This is a genomic window from Streptococcus sanguinis (assembly GCA_013378335.1).
In the GTDB taxonomy this organism is placed as follows: Bacteria; Bacillota; Bacilli; order Lactobacillales; family Streptococcaceae; genus Streptococcus; species Streptococcus sanguinis_I.
Genome location: CP040556.1, coordinates 970,201 through 995,109, shown reverse-complemented (window position 1 = coordinate 995,109; position 24,909 = coordinate 970,201). Strand labels below are relative to the sequence as shown.

At 42.0% G+C, this 24,909-nt stretch carries 24 protein-coding genes and 5 pseudogenes; 9 read left to right on the top strand and 20 right to left on the bottom strand.

The genetic code is table 11. The annotated features are described in order from the left end of the window. Nucleotides 1-10 precede the first annotated feature (10 nt). Entirely contained in the window at nucleotides 11-955 is a 945-nt protein-coding gene (locus tag FFV08_05330) for a CPBP family intramembrane metalloprotease (protein ID QLB52111.1), read from the bottom strand. Nucleotides 956-1,149: 194 nt separating this feature from the next. Between FFV08_05330 and FFV08_05325 the strand changes: the two genes are divergently transcribed. Further along, nucleotides 1,150-3,318 carry an ABC transporter permease subunit gene (locus FFV08_05325; protein ID QLB52110.1) on the top strand — a complete coding sequence of 723 codons (2,169 nt, stop codon included), beginning with the start codon at nucleotides 1,150-1,152 and terminating at the stop codon, nucleotides 3,316-3,318. Further along, complete coding sequence (locus FFV08_05320) at nucleotides 3,318-4,058, top strand: amino acid ABC transporter ATP-binding protein (protein ID QLB52109.1); 741 nt, start codon at nucleotides 3,318-3,320, stop codon at nucleotides 4,056-4,058. Before FFV08_05325 ends, FFV08_05320 begins: the two co-directional genes overlap by 1 nt. A 57-nt stretch (nucleotides 4,059-4,115) precedes the next feature. Here FFV08_05320 and FFV08_05315 read toward each other — a convergent pair. Beyond that, nucleotides 4,116-4,364 (bottom strand): annotated as a pseudogene (locus FFV08_05315) (methicillin resistance protein FmtA). Between FFV08_05315 and FFV08_05310 the strand changes: the two are divergent. The 3 genes and pseudogenes from FFV08_05310 to FFV08_05300 all read left to right on the top strand — a co-directional run bounded on the left by FFV08_05310 (nucleotide 4,356) and on the right by FFV08_05300 (nucleotide 6,084). Beyond that, nucleotides 4,356-4,943 (top strand): annotated as a pseudogene (locus tag FFV08_05310) (IS256 family transposase). The pseudogenes FFV08_05315 and FFV08_05310 overlap by 9 nt on opposite strands. Before the next feature lie 106 nt (nucleotides 4,944-5,049). Beyond that, nucleotides 5,050-5,168 (top strand): annotated as a pseudogene (locus FFV08_05305) (TIGR00730 family Rossman fold protein). Next, nucleotides 5,140-6,084, top strand: coding sequence for an IS30 family transposase (locus FFV08_05300; GenBank protein QLB52108.1), 945 nt, complete (start codon nucleotides 5,140-5,142; stop codon nucleotides 6,082-6,084). Before FFV08_05305 ends, FFV08_05300 begins: the two are co-directional and overlap by 29 nt. 10 nt (nucleotides 6,085-6,094) lie before the next feature. Here FFV08_05300 and FFV08_05295 read toward each other — a convergent pair. Further along, nucleotides 6,095-6,178: pseudogene (locus FFV08_05295) on the bottom strand (DNA polymerase III subunit delta). A gap of 263 nt (nucleotides 6,179-6,441) precedes the next feature. Here FFV08_05295 and FFV08_05290 point away from each other — a divergent pair. Then, on the top strand, nucleotides 6,442-7,968 hold the full coding sequence (locus FFV08_05290) for an ABC-F family ATP-binding cassette domain-containing protein (GenBank protein ID QLB52107.1): 1,527 nt from the start codon (nucleotides 6,442-6,444) through the stop codon (nucleotides 7,966-7,968). Between the two features lie 213 nt (nucleotides 7,969-8,181). On the opposite strand, the gene FFV08_05285 is transcribed toward FFV08_05290, so the two are convergent. The 9 genes from FFV08_05285 to FFV08_05245 form a co-directional block, all read right to left on the bottom strand. Beyond that, nucleotides 8,182-9,918, bottom strand: a complete 1,737-nt coding sequence (locus FFV08_05285; GenBank protein QLB52106.1) for an ABC transporter ATP-binding protein — start codon at nucleotides 9,916-9,918, stop codon at nucleotides 8,182-8,184. After that, nucleotides 9,908-11,650, bottom strand: a complete 1,743-nt coding sequence (locus tag FFV08_05280; GenBank protein ID QLB52105.1) for an ABC transporter ATP-binding protein — start codon at nucleotides 11,648-11,650, stop codon at nucleotides 9,908-9,910. The genes FFV08_05285 and FFV08_05280 overlap by 11 nt, the downstream gene beginning before the upstream one ends. Nucleotides 11,651-11,745: 95 nt before the next feature. Continuing rightward, complete coding sequence (locus FFV08_05275; protein QLB52104.1) at nucleotides 11,746-12,933, bottom strand: MFS transporter; 1,188 nt, start codon at nucleotides 12,931-12,933, stop codon at nucleotides 11,746-11,748. 156 nt (nucleotides 12,934-13,089) lie between these two features. Then, entirely contained in the window at nucleotides 13,090-14,436 is a 1,347-nt protein-coding gene (gene asnS, locus FFV08_05270) for an asparagine--tRNA ligase (GenBank protein QLB52103.1), read from the bottom strand. A gap of 21 nt (nucleotides 14,437-14,457) precedes the next feature. After that, entirely contained in the window at nucleotides 14,458-14,823 is a 366-nt protein-coding gene (locus FFV08_05265; protein QLB52102.1) for a VOC family protein, read from the bottom strand. Nucleotides 14,824-15,002: 179 nt separating this feature from the next. Beyond that, nucleotides 15,003-15,353 carry a hypothetical protein gene (locus FFV08_05260; GenBank protein ID QLB52101.1) on the bottom strand — a complete coding sequence of 117 codons (351 nt, stop codon included), beginning with the start codon at nucleotides 15,351-15,353 and terminating at the stop codon, nucleotides 15,003-15,005. A 9-nt stretch (nucleotides 15,354-15,362) separates the two neighbouring features. Continuing rightward, complete coding sequence (locus FFV08_05255) at nucleotides 15,363-15,956, bottom strand: hypothetical protein (protein QLB52100.1); 594 nt, start codon at nucleotides 15,954-15,956, stop codon at nucleotides 15,363-15,365. 14 nt (nucleotides 15,957-15,970) lie between these two features. Next, nucleotides 15,971-16,390: a hypothetical protein gene (locus FFV08_05250; GenBank protein QLB52099.1), complete on the bottom strand. Its 420-nt coding sequence runs from the start codon at nucleotides 16,388-16,390 to the stop codon at nucleotides 15,971-15,973. Nucleotides 16,391-16,623: 233 nt separating this feature from the next. Further along, the gene (locus FFV08_05245) at nucleotides 16,624-17,079 is read right to left on the bottom strand and encodes a hypothetical protein (GenBank protein QLB52098.1); all 456 of its coding nucleotides are present in this window, start codon (nucleotides 17,077-17,079) and stop codon (nucleotides 16,624-16,626) included. A gap of 348 nt (nucleotides 17,080-17,427) precedes the next feature. Here FFV08_05245 and FFV08_05240 point away from each other — a divergent pair, with 348 nt between their 5' ends. Next, the gene (locus FFV08_05240; protein ID QLB52097.1) at nucleotides 17,428-18,684 is read left to right on the top strand and encodes an ISL3 family transposase; all 1,257 of its coding nucleotides are present in this window, start codon (nucleotides 17,428-17,430) and stop codon (nucleotides 18,682-18,684) included. A gap of 65 nt (nucleotides 18,685-18,749) precedes the next feature. Here FFV08_05240 and FFV08_05235 read toward each other — a convergent pair whose 3' ends face one another. Both FFV08_05235 and FFV08_05230 read right to left on the bottom strand, forming a co-directional pair. Beyond that, nucleotides 18,750-19,931 (bottom strand): pyridoxal phosphate-dependent aminotransferase, encoded by a 1,182-nt coding sequence (locus tag FFV08_05235; GenBank protein QLB52096.1) that lies wholly within the window; start codon nucleotides 19,929-19,931, stop codon nucleotides 18,750-18,752. Next, nucleotides 19,928-20,416 carry a peptidase gene (locus tag FFV08_05230; protein ID QLB52095.1) on the bottom strand — a complete coding sequence of 163 codons (489 nt, stop codon included), beginning with the start codon at nucleotides 20,414-20,416 and terminating at the stop codon, nucleotides 19,928-19,930. The genes FFV08_05235 and FFV08_05230 overlap by 4 nt, the downstream gene beginning before the upstream one ends. Nucleotides 20,417-20,529: 113 nt before the next feature. Between FFV08_05230 and FFV08_05225 the strand changes: the two genes are divergently transcribed. Together FFV08_05225 and FFV08_05220 are read left to right on the top strand one after the other, a co-directional pair. Continuing rightward, nucleotides 20,530-20,976, top strand: a complete 447-nt coding sequence (locus FFV08_05225; protein ID QLB52094.1) for a MarR family transcriptional regulator — start codon at nucleotides 20,530-20,532, stop codon at nucleotides 20,974-20,976. A gap of 87 nt (nucleotides 20,977-21,063) precedes the next feature. Continuing rightward, nucleotides 21,064-21,612, top strand: coding sequence for an NAD(P)H-dependent oxidoreductase (locus FFV08_05220; GenBank protein ID QLB52093.1), 549 nt, complete (start codon nucleotides 21,064-21,066; stop codon nucleotides 21,610-21,612). Between the two features lie 99 nt (nucleotides 21,613-21,711). Here the strand turns inward: FFV08_05220 and FFV08_05215 are convergent, their stop codons facing one another. From FFV08_05215 to FFV08_05190, 6 genes and pseudogenes are all read right to left on the bottom strand, one after another. Then, complete coding sequence (locus FFV08_05215; GenBank protein ID QLB52092.1) at nucleotides 21,712-22,011, bottom strand: DUF4176 domain-containing protein; 300 nt, start codon at nucleotides 22,009-22,011, stop codon at nucleotides 21,712-21,714. A gap of 31 nt (nucleotides 22,012-22,042) precedes the next feature. Further along, complete coding sequence (locus FFV08_05210) at nucleotides 22,043-22,588, bottom strand: hypothetical protein (GenBank protein ID QLB52091.1); 546 nt, start codon at nucleotides 22,586-22,588, stop codon at nucleotides 22,043-22,045. Then, entirely contained in the window at nucleotides 22,585-23,127 is a 543-nt protein-coding gene (locus tag FFV08_05205) for a hypothetical protein (protein ID QLB52090.1), read from the bottom strand. Before FFV08_05205 ends, FFV08_05210 begins: the two co-directional genes overlap by 4 nt. 97 nt (nucleotides 23,128-23,224) lie before the next feature. Beyond that, entirely contained in the window at nucleotides 23,225-23,779 is a 555-nt protein-coding gene (locus FFV08_05200; GenBank protein ID QLB52089.1) for an ABC transporter permease, read from the bottom strand. A gap of 63 nt (nucleotides 23,780-23,842) precedes the next feature. Beyond that, nucleotides 23,843-24,106: pseudogene (locus FFV08_05195) on the bottom strand (hypothetical protein). Between the two features lie 85 nt (nucleotides 24,107-24,191). Beyond that, a complete protein-coding gene (locus tag FFV08_05190) occupies nucleotides 24,192-24,857 on the bottom strand; it encodes a hypothetical protein (protein ID QLB52088.1) in 666 nt (221 codons plus the stop codon). Nucleotides 24,858-24,909: the final 52 nt, after the last annotated feature.

Here is a 24,909-nt window from a genome sequence, read left to right as displayed (position 1 = left end):
AAGCTAGCTGTCAATACTGTTTCTGAGCCATTCTCACTAAATCTGTCAAACTGCCGTCTTTTTTCATCCTGAAACGCAAGTAAAGCACGGCCAGCAAGAGAATGAGCGAGCTGAAAACAGAGGCTTCAGCGCTGAAAGCTCCTCCAGTCAGCCAACTCCATTCTGACTTAGGGATAAAGTTCAGGACTGCCGCGTCAACACCAGTACCACTAACACTGAAACCATAGATATTTCCTTGAGTAAAGTTCCAAGCAGCATGAAGTCCAATAATCCCCCAGATATTGTCCGTCCGGAGTAGATAGAGACTTGCAAAGAGGCCAAATAAGGCAATGTTAAGAATGGGAAGAATACCAATATCTGGATTGCCTAGGTGCAAGAGGGCAAAGAGCAGGCTCGAAGTTAGCAAACCGATGGGCAGGTTGGTCTTTTTGACAGCAACTGGCAGCAGCCAAGCTCGTGTCACTAGCTCTTCTGCACCACCCTGAATCATCCAGAGCGGAAGCAAGATCAGGATATAGAGAAAAGGTTCCAGCGTCAGCTGTCCCCATTCAAAAGAGCCAGCTCCGCTCAACAGCATAAGCAGAGCGACTAGACTAAAGAGGAGAAAACCTATTGCCAATCCTTTGACTAGCTCCACCAAGCTTCCTTTTTTAACAAAGCCCAGAGTCGCGAGCGGTCGTCCTTCAGCACAGCGCACCCAAAGAAAGAGAGCCAGTATCATAAATACAAAGCCAAATAAGAGAAAAGGCAGGGCAAAATTGAAGAAGATTTCAAAGAATCCTCCTTGCCCTAAGAAACCTAGCATAAGACTGAGGACAGCCGAAATTGGCTCCAAAGCCAGATAGGCCAATTGTTGTCCTCCTTGCACGAAAACAACTGCCAGTAAAAGAGACAAAATATAAGGAGGAACAAAGCGAGCTTGATTAACTCCGTCCAAGATACGTGATTTTTTCATAAGAACCTCATTCTATCCTTGCTTTCATTTATTTCCAGTATAGCAGACTTTACGCTAAGAACAAAGAAAACTTGCGGTTCAACTTACAAAAATAGAGAGTTTATATGTCAGAAAACCTAACATAAAAACAGAAGAAATTTGCCTAATCAATGTTTTTTTGCTATAATGCTAGAATGCTAAAAAGGAGGAAGAAAATGAAGAAAAAATTCTTAGCAGTCTTGCTAACATTATTTCCATTTTTTGCGTTAGGGGCGACAGCCCAGGCAGATACGGTCAAAATCGTATCCGATACTGCTTACGCACCATTTGAATTTAAAGATTCTGATCAGACTTACAAGGGGATTGACGTTGATATCATCAACAAGGTCGCAGAAATCAAGGGGTGGGACATTGACATGAGCTTCCCAGGCTTCGATGCAGCTGTCAATGCGGTCCAATCCGGCCAGGCGGATGCCATTATGGCTGGTATGACCAAGACCAGCGAGCGCGAAAAAGTCTTTACCATGTCTGATACCTACTATGACACCAAGGTCGTTATCGCGACGACCAAGGCAAACACCATCAGCAAATATGAACAGCTGAAAGGAAAGAAAGTCGGTGTCAAAACTGGAACGGCTGCCCAACGCTTCCTTGAGAAGAACAAGGATAAGTATGGTTACACTCTAAAAACCTTTGATACGGGCGACTTAATGTATAACAGCCTTTCTGCTGGTGATGTCGATGCAGTGATGGACGATCAGCCGGTCATTGAGTACGCCATCAATCAAGGCCAAAACCTGAAAATTTCTATGAAAGGTGAGGCTGTTGGAAGCTTTGCTTTTGGTGTCAAAAAAGGCGGCAAGCACGAGCACTTAGTTACTGAGTTTAACGAGGCTTTGGCACAGATGAAGGAAGACGGCAGTCTGGAAGAAATCATCAATAAATGGACGGCTTCTAAAGGCAGCTCTGACTCGGCTGTTCCAGAGACTTCTACTCCTGCCGGTCAAAAAGCTACTCCGAAAAAAGACAAATACATTATTGCCAGCGACTCATCTTTTGCTCCTTTTGTCTTCCAAGATGACAGCAACCAATATACTGGTATTGACATGGAGCTGATTAAGGCTATTGCCAAAGACCAAGGCTTTACAGTGGAAGTAACCAACCCTGGCTTTGATGCAGCTATCAATAGCGTTCAGACCGGTCAGGCTGACGGAATTATCGCCGGCATGTCTGTCACTGATGCCCGCAAGAAAACTTTTGACTATTCCGATCCTTACTATACTGCCAACTCTATCTTGGCAGTCAAGGACAGCAGCAATATCGAGTCCTACGAGGAACTCAAGGGCAAAACCGTCGGTGTCAAAACCGGTACCGCTTCTCAGACTTTCCTTGAGGAAAACAAGAGCAAGTACGGCTACTCTATTAAAACATTCTCAGATGCAGCTTCCATGTATGACAGCCTCAACACTGGCTCTGTCGCAGCTGTGATGGATGATGAGCCTGTTGTCAAATACGCTATCAAACAAGGCAAGAACCTTAAAACACCTATTGAAGGTACACCAAGTGGTCAAGTCGCTTTCGCAGTTAAAAAAGGCAGCAATCCTGAGTTGATTGAGATGTTTAACAATGGACTGGCCAACCTGAAAGAAAGCGGCAAGTACCAAGAGATTTTAGACAAGTATCTGGCTAGCGAGGTAAAAGAATCCACTGTAGATGAGTCCACTATTTGGGGCTTGCTGCAAAACAACTACCAAGAACTTCTTAAAGGTCTTGGAGTGACGATTGCTTTGGCTCTGATTTCATTTGCCATTGCTATGGTCATCGGGATTATCTTCGGTATGTTCAGCGTCAGCCCTTATAAACCGCTGCGCTGGATTGCAGAAATCTTTGTCGATGTCATTCGTGGTATTCCACTGATGATTGTGGCAGCCTTTATCTTCTGGGGGATTCCTAACTTAATCGAATCCATGACTGGTCAACAGAGCCCAATCAATGCTTTCGTTGCAGGAACCATCGCTCTCTCTCTCAATGCCGGCGCCTATATCGCAGAAATTGTCCGCGGGGGTATCCAAGCCGTTCCAGTTGGACAGATGGAAGCCAGCCGCAGCTTGGGGATTTCCTACTCCAAGACCATGCGCAAGATTATCCTGCCACAGGCAACCAAGATTATGCTGCCAAACTTTGTCAATCAGTTTGTCATCGCACTCAAGGATACAACGATTGTCTCAGCTATTGGACTGGCCGAACTCTTCAAAACGGGTAAGGACATCATCGCTCGCAACTATCAGAGTTTCCGCATGTATGCTATCCTAGCCGTGCTCTATCTCATCATTATCACGCTCTTGACCCGCTTGGCAAAACGCTTAGAAAAGAGGATTAAGTAATGGCAAAATTAAAAATCGATGTGAATGATCTTCATAAATACTACGGGGAAAACGAAGTCCTAAAGGGCATTACTGCTAAATTCTACGAGGGAGATGTAGTCTGCATCATCGGTCCTTCTGGATCTGGTAAATCAACCTTCCTGCGCAGTCTCAACCTGCTAGAGGAAGTGACCAGCGGGACCATAACAGTTGATGGCTTTGATCTGACGGACAAGAAGACTGATGTGGATCTGGTCCGAGAAAATATCGGTATGGTCTTCCAGCACTTCAACCTCTTCCCGCACATGACTGTTCTGGAAAATATCACCTTTGCTCCTGTTGAGCACAAGCGCTTGACCCAAGACGAAGCAAATAAGCTGGGTATGGAGCTTTTAGAAAAGGTCGGCTTGGCTGATAAGGCTGATGCTAGTCCAGACAGTCTGTCTGGCGGTCAAAAGCAGCGGGTAGCTATTGCTCGCGGTCTGGCCATGAGTCCAGATATCATGCTCTTTGACGAGCCTACTTCTGCCCTTGACCCTGAAATGGTCGGCGACGTTCTCAACGTTATGAAGGATCTGGCTCAGCAAGGTATGACCATGCTGATTGTGACCCATGAGATGGGCTTTGCCCGTCAGGTAGCCAACCGCGTTATCTTTACAGCTGATGGTGAATTCCTAGAGGACGGCAAGCCTGACCAAATCTTTGACAATCCACAGCATCCACGTCTCAAAGACTTCTTGGACAAGGTGTTGAATGTATAAAACCAAACGAAGAGCCAGCTTATATGCCGGCTCTTTTCTTGTTTCTGAATTTTTAAACTACATCACCCACCATTGATAAAGTGACCAGTAGAGGATATTAGATACTATCGCAAGGGCAGATAAACTAGTCAGAACCGTCAGGAAAAGGCGACCTTTTCCGAGCCCCTTTCGAGCCTTGCTAAAGAGCGGATAAACCGCACATCCTGCTAAGAATAGACCCAGTCCTGCAAAGACCATATAACGCCAAGATTGAACAATTGAGTAGTCCTGATTCATGGCAGCCAGTAAAAGCAGAATGAGATTGCCCCAAATGAAAATAATGCTTCTTGGTCGACTATGCTAGACAAGCTTCAAAATCAAGGGATTCAACAGGTTTCACTCGTAGTCACAGATGGCTTCAAGGGACTTGAGCAGATGATCAGTCAGGCTTATCCATTAGCCAAGCAACAACGTTGCTTAATTCATATCAGTCGAAATTTGGATAGTAAAGTCAAACGAGTAGATAGAGCAGTCATTCTGGGGCAATTTAAAAGGATTTATCGTGCTGAAAATTTAGAAATGGCAGTACAAGCTTTAGAGGACTTTATCGCTGAATGGAAACCAAAGTATAGGAAAGTCATGGAAAGTCTAGAGAATACGGACAATCTTTTAACTTTTTATCAGTTTCCCTACCAGATTTGGCATAGCATTTATTCTACAAATCTTATTGAATCTCTCAACAAAGAAATCAAACGTCAAACGAAAAAGAAGGTTCTTTTCCCTAATGAGGAGGCTCTGGAACGTTATTTAGTTACCCTGTTTGAAGATTATAATTTCAAGCAAAGTCAACGAATCCATAAAGGATTTGGCCAATGTTCTGACACACTTGAAAGCTTTTTTGATTAACACTTCGTAACTCTGCTTGAGTGTTTACACAAAATTATTGACAGTATCGCCTTGAAACCAATATACTTAGAGAGTTTATAAAATAGTATCCAAAAAAACTTTTAAAAACCCAATTTGTAAAATTAAGATAGACAGAAAAAGCCATCTATATTAGGCTCAGATAAACACCACATTTGTCTGAAAGGAACTAACATAAATGACCTATACACATCTTACCTCAAATGAACTCGTAATGATAGAGGCTTACTATCAAGAAGACATAAAAATTTCAGATATTGCGAACTCACTAGGAAGATCGAAACAGACAATCTACACTGTCATCAACTATCTGAAAGAGGGGCACTCTGCTTATGATTACTATAACCGATATAAAGTCAATAAGAAACGCTGTGGTCGGAATAAAACAAGGCTTACGCAAGCAGAAAAAGATTTTATCCAAACTCATTTAGAACAAAATTGGAGCCTTGATGTCATTAAAGGAACTTATCCAGATAGGGTTTCTTGTTCTATGAGAACTCTCTATCGACTAGCAGACCGTGGTATTTTAAAGAAAGAGGATCTCCCTTGGAAAGGCAAAAGAAAACCAAATGGTCATAGCGAAAAACGAGGAAAACAAGCGTTTCGCAGAGATTTACGTGAGAGAGCAGCCATTTATCCTAATTTTAAGACAGAATTTGGTCATCTAGAAGGGGATACCATTGTTGGCGAGAAACACAAAAGTGCGGTTATTACTTTGGTAGAACGCCTCTCAAAAGCCATCATCACACTGAAAACTAATGGACGGAAAGCAAGTGATATTGAGGTTTCCATCAATCAATGGTTGTCTCAAGTTCCCAGCCATCTTTTTAAGTCGATAACTTTTGATTGTGGGAAAGAATTTTCTAATTGGAAGTCTATTTCGAATGCGCATGACATTGATATTTTCTTTGCGGATCCAGGCTGTCCTGGTCAAAGAGGCCTCAATGAACATTCTAATGGCTTATTAAGACGAAATGGATTACCGAAACAAATGGATTTTACTGCTATTTCTCAAAATTATTTATCAGCTATCGCTGATAAAAGAAATAGAATTCCTAGGAAATCTTTAAATTATCAAACACCATACCAAGTTTTTCTGAGTTACTTGAAAAGTCTAACTTAATTTGACAATTTAGGAAATTTTTATTTTTTTGAAAGCGCTTGACGTATCTACTATCTTTTGCTAGACTTAAGACAGAACTATTTCGGAGGTACACGGAGACATGAAAAATTAAATCTATTTTTTAAAGGAAACTTTATTTAGTAGATTTTGTCATGTTTCTGCATATCCGCGGGATGTTCGTTTTTTGTGCCTTCTAGCTTTTATTTGCTTATCTTTAGATTACTATGACAGTGGAAGCTGGAAGCCTATAGACGAATAAGCCTACTTGGACACTCCTATGTCTGCTTTGTGCAATCTCAACAGCTCTGCTAAATAAAGCAGGGCTGTATTTTGTGTTAAAAAACGAAGGAGACATCTATGCTTCAAATAAGAAATCTAACGATCACCCACCTAAAAGACCTGAAAGAGTTAGTCAAAGATTTGTCACTGACTGTCAATCAAGGAGACAAGATTGCTATTATCGGTGAGGAGGGCAATGGCAAGTCCACCCTGCTCAAGCTCCTGCTAGACGAGCGACTGGTCAGTTCCTATGTCAGCTACAGCGGACAGATTGACAAGTCCTATACTGCTGCTGTCTACTTACCCCAGCAGCTTCCTTCAAAGGATGCCCAACTAACGCTCAATGACTATTTCTTTGCTGATTTTGAGACCGAGCTAGACTATGCCAAGCTCTATCGCTATGCTGGCGAGCTCAACTTTGACAGCCAGCGTTTTGCCAGTCAGCAGCAGCTCGCCAGCCTATCTGGAGGAGAAAAGCTTAAAGTTCAGCTCATCAAGAAACTAGCCAGTGATTGGGATATTCTCTTTCTTGACGAGCCCTCTAATGACCTTGATCTCGAAACCCTGACTTGGCTGGAAAACTTTATCACCCATATCCAGCAAACTGTCCTTTTCGTCTCTCACGACGAGCACTTTCTCGCTCAAGCTGCGACCAAGATTGTTCATCTGGAGCGAATCAAAAAGAAGCAGGAGGCTAGAACCAGTGTCAAGAGTCTGAACTATGAAAATTACCGCCATCAACGTCAGGAATCCTTTGAAAAACAAGGTCAATTGGCACGGAAAGAGCGGGAAGAACACGCCAAGACCATGGAAAAACACCGACGGGTTAAGCAGAGTGTGGAGCATACTTTACGAAACACCCATGACGCTACTGCAGGTCGACTGGTAGCTAAGAAGATGAAAAACGTTCTCTCACAGGGCAAGCGATTTGAAAAGGCAGCTGCTGAAATGACAGAAATCCCAACACAGGAAGATGCCATCAGCCTTCACTTCTCAAACATAGAAGCTCTGCCATTGAGCAAAAGAATCCTAAAATTAGAAGAAATGGAACTAGAAATAGACGAACGACAACTGGCGGAAAACCTGACTCTGGAGGTCTGCGGCCAGGAAAAAATCGGACTGATTGGTGCTAATGGCTCAGGCAAGTCTACTCTGCTTAAGGAAATATGGAAGATTCTGCGTGAGCGGACAGATATGCGGGTCGGCTACATGCCCCAGCATTATGGAGACTTGCTGGCTGATGAGAGCAGTCCTTTGGACTTTCTGGCTCCCTCTGGCGACAAGTCCCAGGAGGAGAAAATCCTGACTCATCTGGCCAGTCTCCAATTCACGCGCGACGAGGCCCGCCACCCGATTGGGCAGCTTTCCGGAGGTCAAAAAGCCAAGCTCCTCCTGCTCAAACTTGTCCTAGACCGTCCCAATGTCCTCCTTCTGGACGAACCAACCCGCAACTTCTCTCCCACCTCTCAGCCTCAGGTTCGCCAGTTTTTGGCGACCTATCCTGGCGCCATTATCGCTGTCTCCCACGACCGAATCTTTCTCAAAGAAGTCTGCCAGAAGATTTATCGACTTACGGAGACAGGGTTGGAGGAAGTTGAATTATAAGCAAAAAGAGTCTGGGACAAAAGTCCAACCTCAAATATAAAAAGCGAACAAAACTAGTTTTCTGGTAATCAGAATTCTGCTTTGTTCGCTTTTCGCATTTAATTATAGATTTGAAGGGCTTGATAATTAAGATTTTTAAAAATTGAAATCTTTTTGTCCCAGACTCTTTAGTTTTGTTTAGCATCAATCTTTGAACTTTAATAATGCTCCCTTCTACTCCTGCGCCGTCTGCATTTGGTAATAAACGCCTCTGGCTGCCATGAGCTCCTGATGATTCCCATGTTCGACGATATTGCCATCTACCATAACGAGGATGATGTCAGCATTTTGAATAGTAGACAGGCGGTGGGCGATGATAAAGCTAGTACGCCCCACCATGAGCTTGCTGAAAGCCTCCTGAATCAAGACTTCTGTCCGAGTATCGATAGAGGAAGTCGCCTCATCCAAGATTAGGATTTTAGGAACCGAAAGGAAGACACGCGCAATGGTCAAGAGCTGCCGCTGACCTTGAGAAAGGGAGTCCCCAGCATCCGCCAGGTAAGTATCATACCCCTGAGGCAGCTGCTGGATAAAGAAATGAGCATTGGCCGCCTTGGCAGCTTCAATGACCTCCTCTCGGCTGGCATCTGGCCGGCCAAAAGCTATGTTGTCATGAATGGTCGCCGTCTTGAGCCAAGTCTCTTGCAGTACCATGCCAAACTGCTGACGATAAGAGGCTCTAGTGTAATGACTGATGGGAACATCGTCTAGTGAAATAAGACCACTATCAACATTGTAAAAGCGCATGAGGAGATTGATCAGAGTTGACTTGCCAGCACCAGTGGGACCGACAATGGCGACCTTGCTAGCTGCTGGAATCCTTATATTCAAATCCTGAATCAGCTCTTTTTCAGGCTCATAGCCAAAAGCTACATGCTCAAAACTAATCTGTCCTTTTACATCTTCAGACCGAAGAATTTCCTGACCAGACTCTGCCATTTCTTCTTGGTCCAAAACGCTATAAATCCGCTCTGCACAAGCTAAAGCGCTCTGCAATTCCGACATGACTGACGATATATCATTGAAAGGCTTGGTGTACTGGTTGACGTAGTTGAGAAAAGTTACCAGCTGCCCAACCGTAAAGCCTGTTCCCTGAATGATTCGGACAGCCCCAAAGCCTACAATTAAAGCATAGATCAGGGCATTGATAAAACGAGTCGAAGGATTGACCGTCGAAGAATAGAAAATAGCCGCCTGAGAATAGTCCGCATAGGTTTGATTGCTGCGAGTAAAAGCTGCATCAAACTGCTCTTGAGCATTAAAAGCCTGTATCAGACTTTCCTGGGTCAGACTTTCCTCAATCAGTTGAGTCTGCGCTCCTCTGGCCTGCGTCTGACGTTGGAAAAAGCTAAAACTCTTTTTGGCTATAAAGCGCGCTAAGAAAAGAGAAAGGGGCGTCAAAAGCAAGACCAAAAGCAGGAGGAAAAAGTCCAACTGAGCCATACTAATGATGGTCACTAAAATTGTCAGCAAACCCACAAAAAATTGATTAAAAACCATAAGTAGGCCATTGCTGAGCTGCTCCAAATCTGTCGTCACCCGACTAACCAAGTCGCCAGTTCCCTGCCGATCCAGATAGGCCAAAGGCAGATAGTGTACTTTCTTGATAATACCCTGTCGGAGCTGCTGGCTATAGCGATAGACCAGCTGATTATAGAGCAAGGGATTGAGCCACTGAATCAGCGTATTGGCTAAGATGACCAACAGCATCTGCCCCAAAATCGGCATCAAATGCTGCTCCGCTTGAGGAAGAAGAACACTATCAACCGCATTCCCGATTAAAACTGGAAGAAGAACAGTTAGAGCCACTTGAGCCACCGTTCCCAGACTAGCTAGGAGAAAGAGCCAGCGCGCCTGCAGCAAATCTCGAGTCAAACGCCTCAAGCTACTAGGTGATGTCTTATGCTTCATGCTTTCCCTCCTCTCCTTGACTATGCTGTGAGTGATGAATTTCTCGGTAAATGGCGGAGCTGCCTAAGAGTTCCTCATGGCGACCAAGAGCCACCTGTTCTCCCTTATCTAGGACTAAAATTTGGTCCGCTGAGCGCAAGCTATTGGTCCGCTGAGAGATCAAGACCAAACTGGTCTCTGTCAACTCATTCTTAATAGCATGCAAGAGTCTTGCCTCTGTCAGATAGTCCAGAGCTGAGGTCGCATCATCTAAAACCAAGAAAGGCGCCCTCCGCAAGACAGCTCTGGTAATGGTTAAACGCTGACGCTGACCGCCAGAAAAATTCCGGCCAAAGGCCTCTACAGTCGCATCCAAGCCACCTTCCTTCTGAGAGACAAAGTCTGCCGCCTGAGCAATCTCTAAAGCCTGCCACAAGTCTGCGTCCGTTGGCTTGGTTGACAGTCCTAAAGTCAGATTGGAGCGAACAGTTCCTTGAAAAAGCTCCGCCTTCTGAGGTACCAGACTGATCCAAGACCGCCATTCGCTCAGATTTTTAGGACTGCGTCCTTGGGAAAAGATGGTCAACTGACCAGCAGCAACTGGATAGAGATGAGCCAGCAGCTGAACCAGGGTAGACTTACCTGAACCTGTCCCACCAATAACACCTAAAGTCTGGCCGTTTTTCAAATCAAAAGTCAGACCTGTCAGGGCAGGACTAGCTGCATTTGGATAGGAAAAGCTGACCTGCTGGACTTTAATAGCTTGATCTAGCAGAGCTGTTTCCTGCACTAATTCCTGCAGGACATCTTCTTCTGCTTGCTCGAAGACCTGACTAATGCGGCCTGCACTGATATAGCTTTGATTGAGTGAGTTGACTAGCATAGCCAGCTTGAGCAATTCCACCAAAATTTGCAATAAATAATTGACCAAGGCCACTAGCATCCCCTGGGTCAGCAATCCCTTACCAATAAAAGCATTCCCCTGCCAAATCACAGCAACCAGAGTACCATTGACTGTAAGAAAGGTCAGAGGGCTAATCAGACTAGCCAGAGCTCCCGTCCTGATTTGCCAGGTTTTATAGAGCTCGTTACGATTGCGAAAGGTCTGAACCTCGCGCTGAGTCTGACCGAAAGCTCGTATAACCCGCATGCCCTGCAGCTGCTCACGCGTCAGATTGACTAGCTGATCTGTCAGCTGGCGAATCTTAGCATAGAGAGGATTCATGAGACGAGACATGAAAACGATAATAGCCGTTAAAATTGCCACCATGAGCAAGAACCACAAGGTAATGGCCGGACTGATAGTAAAGGCCATAATGATGGAGCCAAAAACGATGATAGGCGCCCGCAGAAAGAGACGAAGAAATTGATTGATGCCCATCTGGATCTGATAGGTGTCGCTCGTCAGCCGAGTCACCAAGCTTGAGGTCGTCAGCTCATCCCGACTGGCCTTGGGCAAGCGCAGAATCTTTTGATAGAGGTCACCTGTCATCTGACGAGTAAAGCCCACTGCCGCCTTTGACGAATAATACTGGGCCACCACCGCTACCACCACACCCAGCGCAGCCAAACCCATCAAAAGAAAAACCATCCAGTAGAGATGGGAGCTGTCTTGTCTAGGAATGGTCTCGTCCACAATCCTCGCAATCAAAAGCGGAACCAATAGTTCAAAACTGGCTTCCAAAAGCTTGAACAAGGGCCCCAGCAAAGACTCCCTGATATAGCCCTTGAAATATTTCAATAAATCTTTCATACTGCCTTCTTCTCCATTAAACTGTATTTATTTTACCATAATTTTCAAAGGGTAAAAATATTCTCCTTCTGACCAGCAGAAAGAGAATATTGATATTAGACCTCTTGTAAATTCTGGCTTATTTTCTTTAGACCCATATGCAAAAACGGTGTCGTTGCTAATAAGAAGCCGCCCAAAGCTATAAAAGTCCAGGCAAAGCTAAAGTAATCAATCAACCAGCCTGTCACAGGGAAAATGACGATCATACTCAGGCTGAACATCATAGAGTAGACACTGAGCATGGTCGCCCGTACCTCACTTGGCAGCTGTTTTTGTAAATCATTGTCAAAAACCGGCTGGAAAAGAGCATACAAGGCGTTGCTGATTAGATAAATCAAAATATAGATGATTGGCGTTCCAAAATAGGACAGCAGATAGCTTGCTCCAGTAAGAAGGACCACTGAAGGAAAGAGTTTTAGGGCAGAATACTTCTTCCCAATCACACTCGCCAGATAGACCGCTAAGATATTCAAAGCACTGCCAATCAGCATGACTACCGAAATCTGCCAATCTTTTAAGTCAGGCAATTGATTCTGATAATAAAAATAAAACATACACATCAGTGTTCCGATGATTTGGGAAAGAATCATCCAGATAAAAAGACTAGGATTTCTTTGCAACTCCTCTTTGACAGCCCAGATAATCTTTTTCATGGTCAGACGTTCTGCTTTCTCTGCTTTGACACTTGGCTCCTTCAGCATCCAAGTCAAGAAAAGAACGATGATAGAGGTCCCAATCATGATATAGTAGGTCAGATGCAATTGTCCATGGACAAAAAATCCAGCCCAGACCGTTCCCAAAGACCGGGTCGCTTCAGCCACTCCAGACATAAAACTGGAGATGGATAAGTAACGTTCCTTGAGTCCAGCCTCTACAGAAGAATCATAAACCATGGCCGCACTTGTACCCGAATCAAAATTATAGGACCAAGCACTAATCACCATAGCCAGTGCATAAACCCAAAAGTTCCCCTGCCCCGCCAACATGAGAACAGAAGACACAATCCCAGCTATCCGGCTCAGATAAAGATTGGTCTTGTAGGAAAAGCGATCCGCCAACATCCCAGAAGGAATTTCACAAATAAGGCTAGTCGCATGAAAAATACTTTCCAAAAGCCCAATCTGCCAAAGTGACATGCCGTTTTGACTTAGAAATAAAATCCAAAAACTAGTAATGCCTAGAAAGGCAAAAAATTCTACTCCAGCCATCAGGCCGATATTTTTCCGATAACTTCTTTTAAACATATTTTCTCCTTTAACAAGTGTTTTCTAATTTCTATCCTTTGTCACTTGTTAATCTGCTGTTTACATGACTCCTACCTCTTCTTTCTCTAAAATTTTGTATTTGGATTATTTCATAGTTTACTGTTGAAAAAACGCCCCATGGGCGTTCGATTCGTTTTATGGTTTAATACGGTGCAACATTCGTGGGAATGGAATGGCTTCACGGATATGCTTGGTACCTGCTACAAAGGTTACCATACGCTCGATACCGATACCGAAGCCACCATGTGGAACTGTTCCATACTTACGAAGATCAAGGTAGAATTCATATTCTGTCGTATCCATACCAAGGTCATTCATTTTAGCAACAAGAGCATCGTAGTCTTCCTCACGCATGGAACCACCGATGATTTCGCCATAGCCTTCTGGTGCCAGTAGATCCGCACAAAGGACACGGTCTGGATTTCCAGGAACTGGTTTCATGTAGAAAGCCTTGATGGCTGCTGGGTAGTTCACGACAAAGGTTGGTACACCAAAGTGGTTTGAAATCCATGTTTCATGCGGTGAACCAAAGTCATCACCATGTTCCAGATGCTCATAATCTGCATCTTCATCATTTTCATGAGCTTGCAGGAGGTCAATCGCTTCATCATAGCTAACACGCTTGAAAGGCTCAGCAATATAGCGTTTCAAAAGTTCTACATCACGTTCCAGAGTTTCCAAAGCTTGAGGAGCACGGTCAAGAACACCTTGAATCAAGGCTTTAACATAAGCTTCTTGCAAGTCAAGTGACTCATCATGCGTCAAGTATGAATACTCTGCATCCATCATCCAGAACTCAGTCAAATGACGACGGGTTTTTGATTTTTCGGCACGGAATACAGGACCAAAGTCAAAGACACGACCAAGAGCCATAGCACCTGCTTCCAGATAAAGCTGACCAGATTGGCTCAAGTAAGCTGGAGTTCCGAAGTAGTCTGTTTCAAAGAGCTCAGTTGAGTCTTCTGCTGCATTTCCTGACAAGATTGGGCTATCAAACTTCATAAAACCATTCTTGTCAAAGAATTCATAGGTAGCATAGATGATGGCATTGCGGATTTGCATCATAGCCACTTGCTTACGAGAACGCAGCCACAAGTGACGGTTGTCCATGAGGAAGTCAGTCCCATGTTCTTTTGGCGTGATTGGATAGTCATTTGACTCGCCGATGATTTCGATGTCTGTAATGTCCAGCTCGTAGCCAAATTTTGAACGCTCGTCTTCCTTGACAATCCCTGTCACATAGACAGAAGTTTCTTGGCTAAGCTTTTTAATCGTATCAAACTTCGCCAATCCTTCTTCTTCGCCAAATTTCTCGATGAAGTTGGGCTTGAAGGCCACCCCTTGGAAAAAGGCAGAGCCATCACGCAGCTGCAAGAAAGCAATCTTACCCTTACCTGACTTATTGGCTACCCAAGCACCAATGGTCACTTCTTGACCAACATAATTTTTCACATCAATAATTGTTACGATTTTCTTTGACACGTTTTTTCTCTTTTCTATTTTTTATTCTTTATGACAGACTGCCTCGACATTATTACCATCCGGATCCAAGACAAAGGCTGCATAATATGACGAAAGGTTCCCCCGATAATTTGGCGCACCGTTGTCTTTTCCCCCTGCCTTTAAACCAGCCTCATAACAAGCTTGAACCTGCTCATGGTTTTCTGCCAAAAAAGCAAAGTGAATCGGAGACTGCTCTCCCTCCCCCAACCAAAAATCTCCACCAGGATGTGGGCTGTTGGGAGCAACAAAACTGAGTAGAGAACTACTTCTAAAAGCCAATTTGTAGCCTAGAGGAGAAAGAAAACTTGTATAAAAGTCTTTTGAAATTTGTAGATTCCTGACCTTTATCTCAAAATGATCAATCATATCTGCCTCCTAGATTGGTTGCTAAATGTCACTTTATTTCAAGACAAATCTTTTGGACATCTGTTCTATATTTTACCATAAAGCGATTGCAATAGCTATCCTTGAAGAGTCTAAATCTCAGAAAAATTAAAAAACCAGCCTCCTAAAGGCTGGCGGATAACTCTCTCTGAATAAGAGGACTAATTTTTTGTTCCATATAGCAGTCGATCAACCATGTCATCATCATAGTTCAAGACTTTTTTCAAAGCCATCTTAAAGCGCTGATCGCTGAGAATCTGACCTCCTGGACTCTGATCGATCGTCGCATAATTCCCCTCCCAATCCTGAGTAAAGGCTACAGTCAGCTCTTGGTCAGGGTCTTCACAAACATCTCTCTGCGGATCTTTTGAACTGGTAGACGGTCGAAAGTCCATTCTTTGCAGACGAAACGACAGTTCTTTATGAAAAGCCGCAATGTCCTTCTGACGATTGACCACCGGCTCATGTTTGTCCAGCCAAGTCAAAAGATCTTCTCTTGTAATATATATCATCTTCCCCTCCTAAACCAAATCAAAGTTCGCCCTGTAAATGACCGTATCATAGCTTGGGCTAGCTGCTGACAGAGCTGCTTGAATGATATGGAGCACGCGCTGCTGTTGACCTTCGAAAGCTAAGGGCAGAAGCATATTGGAGACATTTTTGACAATCACTCCCTTAGTGAATTCCCCATCTTCATAAGAAAAATCCTGCTGATGAAAAATGGTCTTGGTCTTAAATTCAATCACCTGTCCTTGCAAGATTAGCTTATAAGTCTTCTTCCAGTTGGTTCTGCCACCAAAGCGATAAAGGACCAGATAAATCCCCAAATCATGATCTGCAACCCAATCACCCGTCTCAAAGACTAGCTCATCATCAATCCCAGCCTTCTTTAAAAGCTCAATCCCTTCTTCAGAAATCATCTCGTGCACAAACTTCCAACTTCCTTCTTGAGGAAGAGTTGCTGTTCCCTCAGTCTCCTTCTGAGGGCCACTACTGACTTCTTTATGGTGAACTCTTTTAGGGGTAAATTCTTCCTCCCAAGTCATCTCTTCTTCTATGTCACTGACAGCCCGCCTAGTCGGGAAAAAATCCAGACACTTTTCTAATAATCCCATATCCTATCTCCTCTTTATCTGTACTCCACGTGGTTTACTTCCCTTATCTTTGTATCATAATAAGGGTTAATCTGCGACAGGGCATGTTGAATCACTGTTATGATCTTGTCCTCTCGTCCTTTTAAAACCTTGGGAATAACAAGCTGGGAGATTGTTTCTGTCGATAGACCTTTTACACTTTGATCTTCTTCATTGCGGGCTGGATATCTATCAGCCCTCTCTTCTTCTAGGCGAAATTCAAGCAAGTGGCCACCGAGAATCATGGCTAAGACTTGATATTTCCCTTCCCCAATACGAAATTGCTTGACGCAGAGAAAAATTCCTCTCTCCTCATCCTCTAGTAAAAATGGCAAAGCCAGTTCTTTTTCTTCAATAGAAAAATCCTCGAGAAGCTTCTTCTCTCTTTTCCCTATTTCCTTTCTGATAAAACCCATTTTATCTCCTTTTGTACAAAATAATCTTCATCCCTATTATTACTTAAGTAAAAAGACCATGAGGAACACACTGCAAGTGAATAGAATGCAGGGCTAGACCAAATGGACCTTCTTTTATTATACACCGAAACACCATCGTCTTCAACTAAATACTCCTCAAATTTTTAAGTCGTCTGGTGATTCCTATCAGAAAGTTACTTATACTTAGTTAATCTGCCATTGATAGCTGCTATTTAATCAACAGGCGGATCATCCTTTATCTCTTCTTCCGTCTTCCAGTAGGTCATACTGCTCTTCTCAGTATCTACCTCCATCTTTTTATTAAGTCTAATATCAACCTTATAATAGGCACGTTTAATTAAAAACTTTTGACTGTTCTCCGCAAAACCCCAAGTTCTACAAACCATCAAAAAGCGTGCAGAGCCCTGTCCAGATATCTCCTCCTTAGTGTAAGAACTGGGAGCAGTTGGGCGTTCTAAGATTCTCATATTTAATCTCAGTTCTGGCTGATATTTGCTCAAATACCAGTCTATTCTGGCCGAGTCATTCTCATAATATTGGATACGATAGAGATGACCTTTGGCTTGCAAACTATAGCCATTGGATTCGGAAATAGTGGTCCACCCCACCTCTGAATCAAAGAAAACATAAGCTCCTAGCAAGAATAAGAAAATCAAACGACGTTTCATATTATTCTCCTTCCAATATTTCTTAAAATCCGGTATCAGTTAAATTCTAAGCGAAGCAAATTAACATTTATCCATGCTAAAGCTTTCTAATTTTGGCTAAAGTAAAAAACACTTCCATATCTTTCAATATTATTTAACTCATTGCCAGTACAGTCAAAAATAAATTGAAAAGGACGAACGCTGAGTTCATCCTTATCTATTGTTTATAAATCTTTGTAGGTTTTCTTGGCTCTATAATATCTGTAGTTGGTAAATCCGACACAGAGGTTATAGGGCTTTTTGAATGTATACAAAAAGTCCCATACGACCTATAATGAAAAGCGCAAACAACTCATTAGAAAGACTCATATGGAACACATCAAGAATACCACAGAATTGCTGGGAATGAAAGACTTAAATATCAAAATTACCTTCATCTTGCAGCACCAGACCCATCTTGAAATTCGGGCTAGACTGGATTATGCAGCTCCTTCCTGCCCTCACTGCGGCGGTAAGATGATTAAGTACGGTTTTCAGAGGTCCTCTAAAATCCCACTCTTGGATGCACAAGGGTTTCCAACTCTGCTCCGTCTCAAGAAGCGGCGATTTCAGTGTAAATCTTGTCATCGGGTGACCGTAGCTGAGACACCCATCGTAGACAAGAACCACCAGATTTCACACCTGGTCTGGAAGAAGCTCACCCAGCTCTTGACCGAAAATCGAGCCAATACCGATATTGCCAGAACCCTCCACATCTCCGTCTCAACCGTCCAGAGAAAGCTGGCTCAGTTCACTTTCAAAGAGGATTACACCAAACTTCCCGAGGTCATCTCCTGGGATGAATTTTCTAGGAACAAAGGCAAATTAGCCTTCATTGCACAGGATTTCGAGACCAGGAAAATCATCGCCCTCCTCGAAAACAATCGCCAGAATACCATCAAAAATTATTTCTACCGCTACCCGAGAAAGGTCAGAGAACAGGTCAAAGTCGTGACCGTGGACATGTCTGGCACTTACATTCCAATCATCAAGCAACTATTTCCTAAGGCCAGAATTGTGTTGGATAGGTTTCACATCGTCCAACATCTTGGCAAAGCCATGATGACCACTCGAATCGCTATCATGAAGACCTTTGACAAGAAATCTCTGCCTTATCGTGCGCTGAAAAACCACTGGCGACTATTTCAGAGAGAAAGCAGAAAACTGTCTCGTCATCGCTTTTATTCCAAGACCTTTAGGCAGACCCTAAAGCCTAAGGAAATCGTGGACAAGACACTTCAATTCTCAGAAGAACTCCGTTATTACTACGATCTCTACCAGCTCTTGCTCTTCCATTTCCAAGAGAAACGTACTACAGAATTTTTTGAAATCATCGAAGACAACATGAATCTTGTCAATTCGACCTTCAAAAGAGTTTTTGAGAGCTTCCTAAAACTCAAACCTTACATCACAAATGCACTCCAGTTCGACTATTCCAACGCCAAGCTCGAGGCTACCAACAAGCTCATCAAGGATATCAAACGAGCGGCCTTCGGCTTTCGCAATTTTAAGAACTTTAGAACTAAAATCCTCCTCGCTTTGAACATACAAAAAGAGAGAACCAATTTGGTCCTCTCTCGGATTTAAACTTTCTACCAACTACAGTTGACAAAGAGCCGTTTTCTTTAGCAAGCAATGCCGGATTGTGTTCTCTATTTACTCTCCATAAATTGCTGCAGGCGTCCAACAGCTTCTTTGAGTGTTTCCATATCTGTCGCATAGCTAAGACGGACATTTTCTGGAGCACCGAAGCCTGCTCCGGTCACCAGAGCTACGCCAACTTCTTCTAAAATTGCTGTCGTAAACTCGGTCACATTGGTATATCCTTTCATTTCCATGGCTTTCTTGACATTTGGAAAAAGATAGAAGGCTCCTTGTGGCTTGACCACTTCAAATCCTGGCACCTTAGCCAAGAGAGGATAGATGGTATTGAGACGCTCTTCAAAGGCTTGACGCATAGTCTCAACCGTTTCCTGACTGCCAGTCAGAGCTTCGATAGCTGCATATTGAGCCGCTACTGTCGGGTTAGAAGTCGTCTGACCTGCAATCTTACTCATAGCTGCTATAATCTCTGGCTCACCAACTGCATAGCCAATCCGCCAGCCTGTCATGGAGTAGCTCTTAGAGACACCATTGATGACCACTGTCTGCTTGCGAATCTCCTCAGATAGACTAGAAATTGGCGTAAATTTATTGCCGTTATAAACCAGACGTCCATAAATGTCATCTGCCAAAATCAGAATGTCATGCTCTACAGCCCAGTTCCCAATCGACCTCAGCTCATCCGCTGTATAAATCATACCCGTCGGATTGGACGGCGAGTTCAAAACCAAGACCTTGGTCTTATCAGTACGAGCAGTTTCTAACTGTTCCACCGTTACCTTGAAATTATTTTCCTCAGTAGCTTGGACAAAAACAGGAGTCCCCTCGGCCATCTTAATTTGGTCCCCGTAGCTGACCCAGTAAGGCGTCGGAATGATAGCTTCATCACCTGGGTCAAGCACACTCATAAAGAAGGTATAGAGGGAGAACTTAGCTCCGGTTGCCACCGTCACTTGATTAGGCTGGATTGTGTAGCCGTAATAGTTGGCAAAATACTCCACCACTGCTTCTTTTAGCTCTGGCAGACCGCTAGTCACTGTATAAAAGCTAGCACGTCCATCCTCAATTGCTGCTACAGCCGCATCTCGGATATTCTTAGGCGTCGGAAAATCCGGCTCTCCCAGAGTCAAAGACAGGATATCCCGCCCCTGCGCTTTCAAAGCCTTAGCACGCGCTGCTGTTGCTAAAGTCACGCTTTCTTCCATCTTTAAGACACGATTTGATAATTTCATAGTCCCTCCTTGCTGACCAAGAGTCCGCTTTCAAAACCAATCAGGTAGTAGGTGCCTCCCGACTTGACTTCCCAGATGGGCTGATCCTGAAAATAGCCCATGGTCACCTTATCAATAGTTCCTGCTCCATTTTCCTTGGCAATGCTCTTCGCATCAGCCTGACTGACACCTTGGTCCAGTCGATAGACCCGAATCTCATTGGAATCTTTTGCAATCAATACAGCCTTTTCGACACCCTTACTTGTCTTGCCAAGCAGACTGTAGTAAGATTCCTGCCCATTGTAGATAGCAAATGAGTCAACTTTTTCAAGATCTGCGTATTCCGTGGCCAAGCGGCTGCTTGCTTCCTTAGCCGACTGTCTCGGCTGCATAGATACTTGCAAAACTGCAAAAAATGAAAAGACAAGAACACTGAGAACGATAAAAATACCGATAAGGTACTGCCAAATTGGAAAACTGGCTTTATTTCTATTTTTATATTTCACTCCGTCATTATACTACAAATACTCCTATTTTTCTATCTTTTTTGATGAGAATATTCTCAAAATTCTAAAGCAATATCCTTGCATATGATACTATTTATTGGTAAAATATTGTTATGAAGATTACAGACGATTTAAGCAAAGAAACTCTGCTTGATTTGAAAACCATGATTGTCTTTCATAAGGCAGAAAGAACTATCCGTGCCATTGAAGCCCAAATTTTTAAAAAGCATGATTTGACTCCTACTCAGTTTTCCGTCTTAGAAACCCTGTACAGCAAAGGAGAGTTGCGCATTCAGGACTTGATTGACCGTATACTGGCTACTTCTGGCAACATGACTGTTGTCATCAAAAATATGGAACGCGACGGTTGGATTGTCCGCACCTGCGACCCAAATGACCGCCGGGCTTTTTTGATTGGCTTGACGGAACAAGGCAGAGCTAAAATTGAAGCCGCCCTGCCTGATCATATCAAAAATATCCAGCAAGCTCTTTCCATTCTCGAAGAAGACGATAAGCATGATTTGATTCGCATTTTAAAAAATTTCAAAAAAATGAGCTAAATAATTGCTAACTAGTGATTAATGTTGTAACATATATTGTAACAAGAGAAATTTCTCTTTATATTTTATTAAAAAGGAGACAATACAATGTCTAAAGTATTATTCATCGTCGGATCGCTTCGTCAAGGTTCTTTCAACCACCAATTGGCTGAGCAAGCTGAAAAAGCTTTGGCTGGCAAGGCGGAAGTTTCATATCTTGATTACAAAGAAGTACCATTCTTCAACCAAGACATCGAAAGTCCTGCTCCAGCTGCTGTTGCTAAGGTTCGTGAAGAAATTTTGGCCGCTGATGCCATCTGGATTTTCTCACCTGTCTACAACTGGGCTATCCCTGGAGTAGTGAAAAACCTCTTGGACTGGGCTTCACGCGCTCTGGATCTGTCAGACCCAACTGGCCCATCTGCTCTGAATGCTAAGGTTGTTACTGTTTCATCTGTAGCTAACGGCACATCACCAGATGAAGTATTCAAGCACTACCGCAGCCTGCTGCCTTTCATCCGTATGAATGTGGTAGAACCATTCACAGGAGTTAGTATCAACCCAGAAGCATGGGGAACTGGTCAACTGACTGTCGCAGAAGACAAACTTGCTGAACTCTCAGCACAGGCTGATGCTCTTTTAGCAGCCCTTAACTAAAAAGAGAAGATTATAAAAAGAAAAGAAAACTTATAAGACACTAACCCCCCGCAAATAATTGCGAGGGGTTTTAGAATACTTTACTAACAGGAACAGGTATTATAAATCAGCTAAAGAATATTTAGGATAAGGAATTTGAGATAATTTATCTGCTATTTTTGCTAGCATTTTCTCTTCTGATTCATCAATATACCCCTCAAACCAAACTTTTTCAATATCTTCTTGGTTAAAGAAGCAAGCTTGATTATCCGTCATACCAAAAGGATATACACAACCAGAATAGTCTAAATACCCAATTTCACCCTTGTTATCATAAAGGGGATAACGGTTAATAATCATAATTTTTACCTGTCCATTTTTAAGTTGGACAACACTCCCTATCGGTAGTAGCTCAGTCATTAGAAACCTCCTTTAAAAATTTTCTCGAATTCTAAGTATTTTTCTTTCTTAATCTTTTCAGAACTTTTATCTGTTTGAATAAATGGGATCTTATGAGACCAAAATAAGCAATAAAGAAGCCCATATCACTTAGCAAATAAGACAAATAGCTGCCTTTGCTTAAATACTCAACAGATTGATAGATGGCAAAAACAGCAAAAATCAAGCCAATTCCAAACTTCCCATATACATTTCGACTAAAAATATATAAAAACTCATCTTTTATAGGTAGTGTTTCAAAATGAAACTCTTTAAATGACGGCTCTTTCTTTGTCCTTGCAAGCAATTCTACTAGATACCCAACAATAATATAACCAAAAACTAACAAGATCATTTTCCATAGGAAGGACAAGTGGCTATTCGAAACAGAAGTAAATCCATGTAGCAGCAGAATGCTAGCTGCGGGAACATATTTCGTGATATCCAGATGGAATTGTGGACTATGAACATTTGCATAAATTTTATTAGTTTTAAGATCCAAATAATAGTTTCTACCCTGAAAGGTCAAGAGATAGGTTAAATATTCTTTTTTCTTCATTTTGATTGCTTTTCCAACCTTTTAAGGATAATCAATTTTTCTATTGGCTTGTTTCCAAATAATATGAGTCCTGATACTGGGAGAAAACCAATGATGCCCATAAAAGAAAGAAAGCTTCCTGAAAAATAATAATCAATTATAAATTTAATTGACGTAAAAAATAGTATAGTCCCCAAAAACAATATTCCTTTACATTGTGTTTGTTGCTTATAAAGAAAATTAGGCCAGTCAAAATAAAGTTTCTGATTAAAATTTTTCATAGTTCCTTTTCTAATACTTCTTAGAACAAATATTATCAAAACTAAAACGCTGAGAATAGTCGAACACAAAATAAATATTCTGATAGGCACACTGGCGACCTGAGGTGCTGTTGCTTCTGAATAAATGTTTCGTAAAAGAAAGGAAGCAGGCAGAATAGCCCAAGTGAGATTAGGAGCTTTCTCTTCTTTCTTATCTATAGAGTATAGTTGTCCAGTTTTTCTATCATAAAAAATATTTTTATCTCTGAAATTACCTAACCAAAATAAATTCTTATTCATTGATTTACTCCAAGTAGAGACGGTTCATAATCATAGCACTTCCATTCAATAATTGTTCATACATTATCTTGATCCATAGATTATAAGCTAAAACTCTTTATTTATTTTTCATCAATTGCTTTACTGCCATCATTCTTTTTATAAAATTGCTTTTTGCTATTACCATATAAAAAATAAAATAAAAGGCAATAACTTCTATTAAGTTTGTCATAGTAGGAGCATTCAAATATTCTCTCATTTGAAAAGCAGTTAAGAAAGAACTCACTACAAATGTAATAAGCAGAATGTATAATCGGTTTCTCTCTTCTTCTAAAAAATTACTCCAACCTACATGTTCATATAATTTTGGATTAAATGCTTCAACGTTTTGTCCTAAATACTCGTCTTTAAATCCAAAGTGACAAACCAAAGATATAAGAATAAGACACGCACACAAAACAATGACTCTTAAAATAGGGGATTCAAATTTTATATTGTTTACTTGAACGAGAAAAGCATTTCCTAGAATTCCAAAGGATATTACTAACCATCTGAGATTAGGAAAAACTCTCTCATTTACTTTATTAGAATATAGTTTTCTACTCTTAACGTCAAAAAAAATATTTCTGCCTTGAAAGCCACCTATAATAATCATAAATTTCGTTTTCTTCATTTTTCAATACCATCATATTAATAAAAAAACTAGGACTGAGAGGAAGCAAATCCTTCCTAAACTTTACCTATCCACCACTTGAGCTTCAAATTTAGCCGATTTATTATCTACATTGGTGATAGTGGTAGTGTAGGGGTTGTTATAAGATTCAGCTATCTCTAGCCAGCTCATCTCTGACCCATTTGAACACATTTTGATTACTTAGATTATAATGTAACTAACTACCACTTACAGACTAATAGACTGTCCAGGTTGTAGGGTATACTTCCTAAGATTCTGTGCCCATAAATAAAAGAGAAAAGCAGATACCAGAACTACAACAAACAATAAACAACAACCTAAATTCCAATTCCATTGTTTTTTTCAAGGTCATTTGTGAATCTCCTTATAGTCGTCATACCATCTTGGAGCTCTATCCATTCTGTAAGATTTCGTTTTCGTTCCTTTTTCTCTGCTGACCCGACCACCTGATACATAGCAACAGTACTATCATACGAAGAATCAAATAGACCAAACGAAAGATTCTCATCTTACCAAGAGCAGACAAAAACTCCTCCCTTGTATTCCCCACTTCTTGACCTAACTGTTCAACCGTTTTGCCTGTTTCCTCTTTAATAACAGCTGCATTCTTGGAAATCAAATAATAATTTTGCTCCAAACTGGTGGTATAGGCTCTGGAAATTGGCTCGTCTAAGAAAAAATATACCCTATCAGCATACTTATCTTCAGACAGAGTATAGTATATTTCAACTTCACTCTCCCATTTTTTAGGAAAACTAGTTATTCTAATATTTTCATAGTCTAGATGCATAATTCCATTTAAAACATCACTAGTCCATTCTTCCGCATAGTGGTAAAGATTTGCCTTTTTATCTACCATTGGCCAGACCATAACATACCGACTATGCATGAATTCCTTGGTCAAAGCCGAGTTGCTAGCCAGACTGGTCGCACCAATATCATATAAAGACCAAACAAGCACAATGAGCGTCAAGAAAGCTTGAACGGGTTTTGTTTTGAAATACTCTTGAAGTAAGCTAACCTTAGTATCAGTTTCCCTATTCTGTTTTCCAAACATCTTTAAATTTTACTTCTCCTCAATTCTGTAAACTAAACGAAACAAATAATTG

What these genes read in the sequence shown, in the direction of transcription:
- FFV08_05205 (QLB52090.1), bottom strand. Translation starts at nt 23,127, where the DNA reads ATGAATAAGAATTTATTTTGGTTAGGTAATTTCAGAGATAAAAATATT.
- FFV08_05275 (QLB52104.1), bottom strand. Translation starts at nt 12,933, where the DNA reads ATGTTTAAAAGAAGTTATCGGAAAAATATCGGCCTGATGGCTGGAGTA.
- FFV08_05200 (QLB52089.1), bottom strand. Translation starts at nt 23,779, where the DNA reads ATGAAGAAAACGAAATTTATGATTATTATAGGTGGCTTTCAAGGCAGA.
- FFV08_05255 (QLB52100.1), bottom strand. Translation starts at nt 15,956, where the DNA reads ATGGGATTATTAGAAAAGTGTCTGGATTTTTTCCCGACTAGGCGGGCT.
- FFV08_05190 (QLB52088.1), bottom strand. Translation starts at nt 24,857, where the DNA reads ATGTTTGGAAAACAGAATAGGGAAACTGATACTAAGGTTAGCTTACTT.
- FFV08_05260 (QLB52101.1), bottom strand. Translation starts at nt 15,353, where the DNA reads ATGATATATATTACAAGAGAAGATCTTTTGACTTGGCTGGACAAACAT.
- FFV08_05280 (QLB52105.1), bottom strand. Translation starts at nt 11,650, where the DNA reads ATGAAAGATTTATTGAAATATTTCAAGGGCTATATCAGGGAGTCTTTG.
- FFV08_05265 (QLB52102.1), bottom strand. Translation starts at nt 14,823, where the DNA reads ATGATTGATCATTTTGAGATAAAGGTCAGGAATCTACAAATTTCAAAA.
- FFV08_05330 (QLB52111.1), bottom strand. Translation starts at nt 955, where the DNA reads ATGAAAAAATCACGTATCTTGGACGGAGTTAATCAAGCTCGCTTTGTT.
- FFV08_05290 (QLB52107.1), top strand. Translation starts at nt 6,442, where the DNA reads ATGCTTCAAATAAGAAATCTAACGATCACCCACCTAAAAGACCTGAAA.
- FFV08_05250 (QLB52099.1), bottom strand. Translation starts at nt 16,390, where the DNA reads ATGGGTTTTATCAGAAAGGAAATAGGGAAAAGAGAGAAGAAGCTTCTC.
- FFV08_05215 (QLB52092.1), bottom strand. Translation starts at nt 22,011, where the DNA reads ATGACTGAGCTACTACCGATAGGGAGTGTTGTCCAACTTAAAAATGGA.
- FFV08_05245 (QLB52098.1), bottom strand. Translation starts at nt 17,079, where the DNA reads ATGAAACGTCGTTTGATTTTCTTATTCTTGCTAGGAGCTTATGTTTTC.
- FFV08_05235 (QLB52096.1), bottom strand. Translation starts at nt 19,931, where the DNA reads ATGAAATTATCAAATCGTGTCTTAAAGATGGAAGAAAGCGTGACTTTA.
- FFV08_05325 (QLB52110.1), top strand. Translation starts at nt 1,150, where the DNA reads ATGAAGAAAAAATTCTTAGCAGTCTTGCTAACATTATTTCCATTTTTT.
- FFV08_05300 (QLB52108.1), top strand. Translation starts at nt 5,140, where the DNA reads ATGACCTATACACATCTTACCTCAAATGAACTCGTAATGATAGAGGCT.
- FFV08_05240 (QLB52097.1), top strand. Translation starts at nt 17,428, where the DNA reads ATGGAACACATCAAGAATACCACAGAATTGCTGGGAATGAAAGACTTA.
- FFV08_05285 (QLB52106.1), bottom strand. Translation starts at nt 9,918, where the DNA reads ATGAAGCATAAGACATCACCTAGTAGCTTGAGGCGTTTGACTCGAGAT.
- FFV08_05225 (QLB52094.1), top strand. Translation starts at nt 20,530, where the DNA reads ATGAAGATTACAGACGATTTAAGCAAAGAAACTCTGCTTGATTTGAAA.
- FFV08_05320 (QLB52109.1), top strand. Translation starts at nt 3,318, where the DNA reads ATGGCAAAATTAAAAATCGATGTGAATGATCTTCATAAATACTACGGG.
- FFV08_05220 (QLB52093.1), top strand. Translation starts at nt 21,064, where the DNA reads ATGTCTAAAGTATTATTCATCGTCGGATCGCTTCGTCAAGGTTCTTTC.
- FFV08_05210 (QLB52091.1), bottom strand. Translation starts at nt 22,588, where the DNA reads ATGAAGAAAAAAGAATATTTAACCTATCTCTTGACCTTTCAGGGTAGA.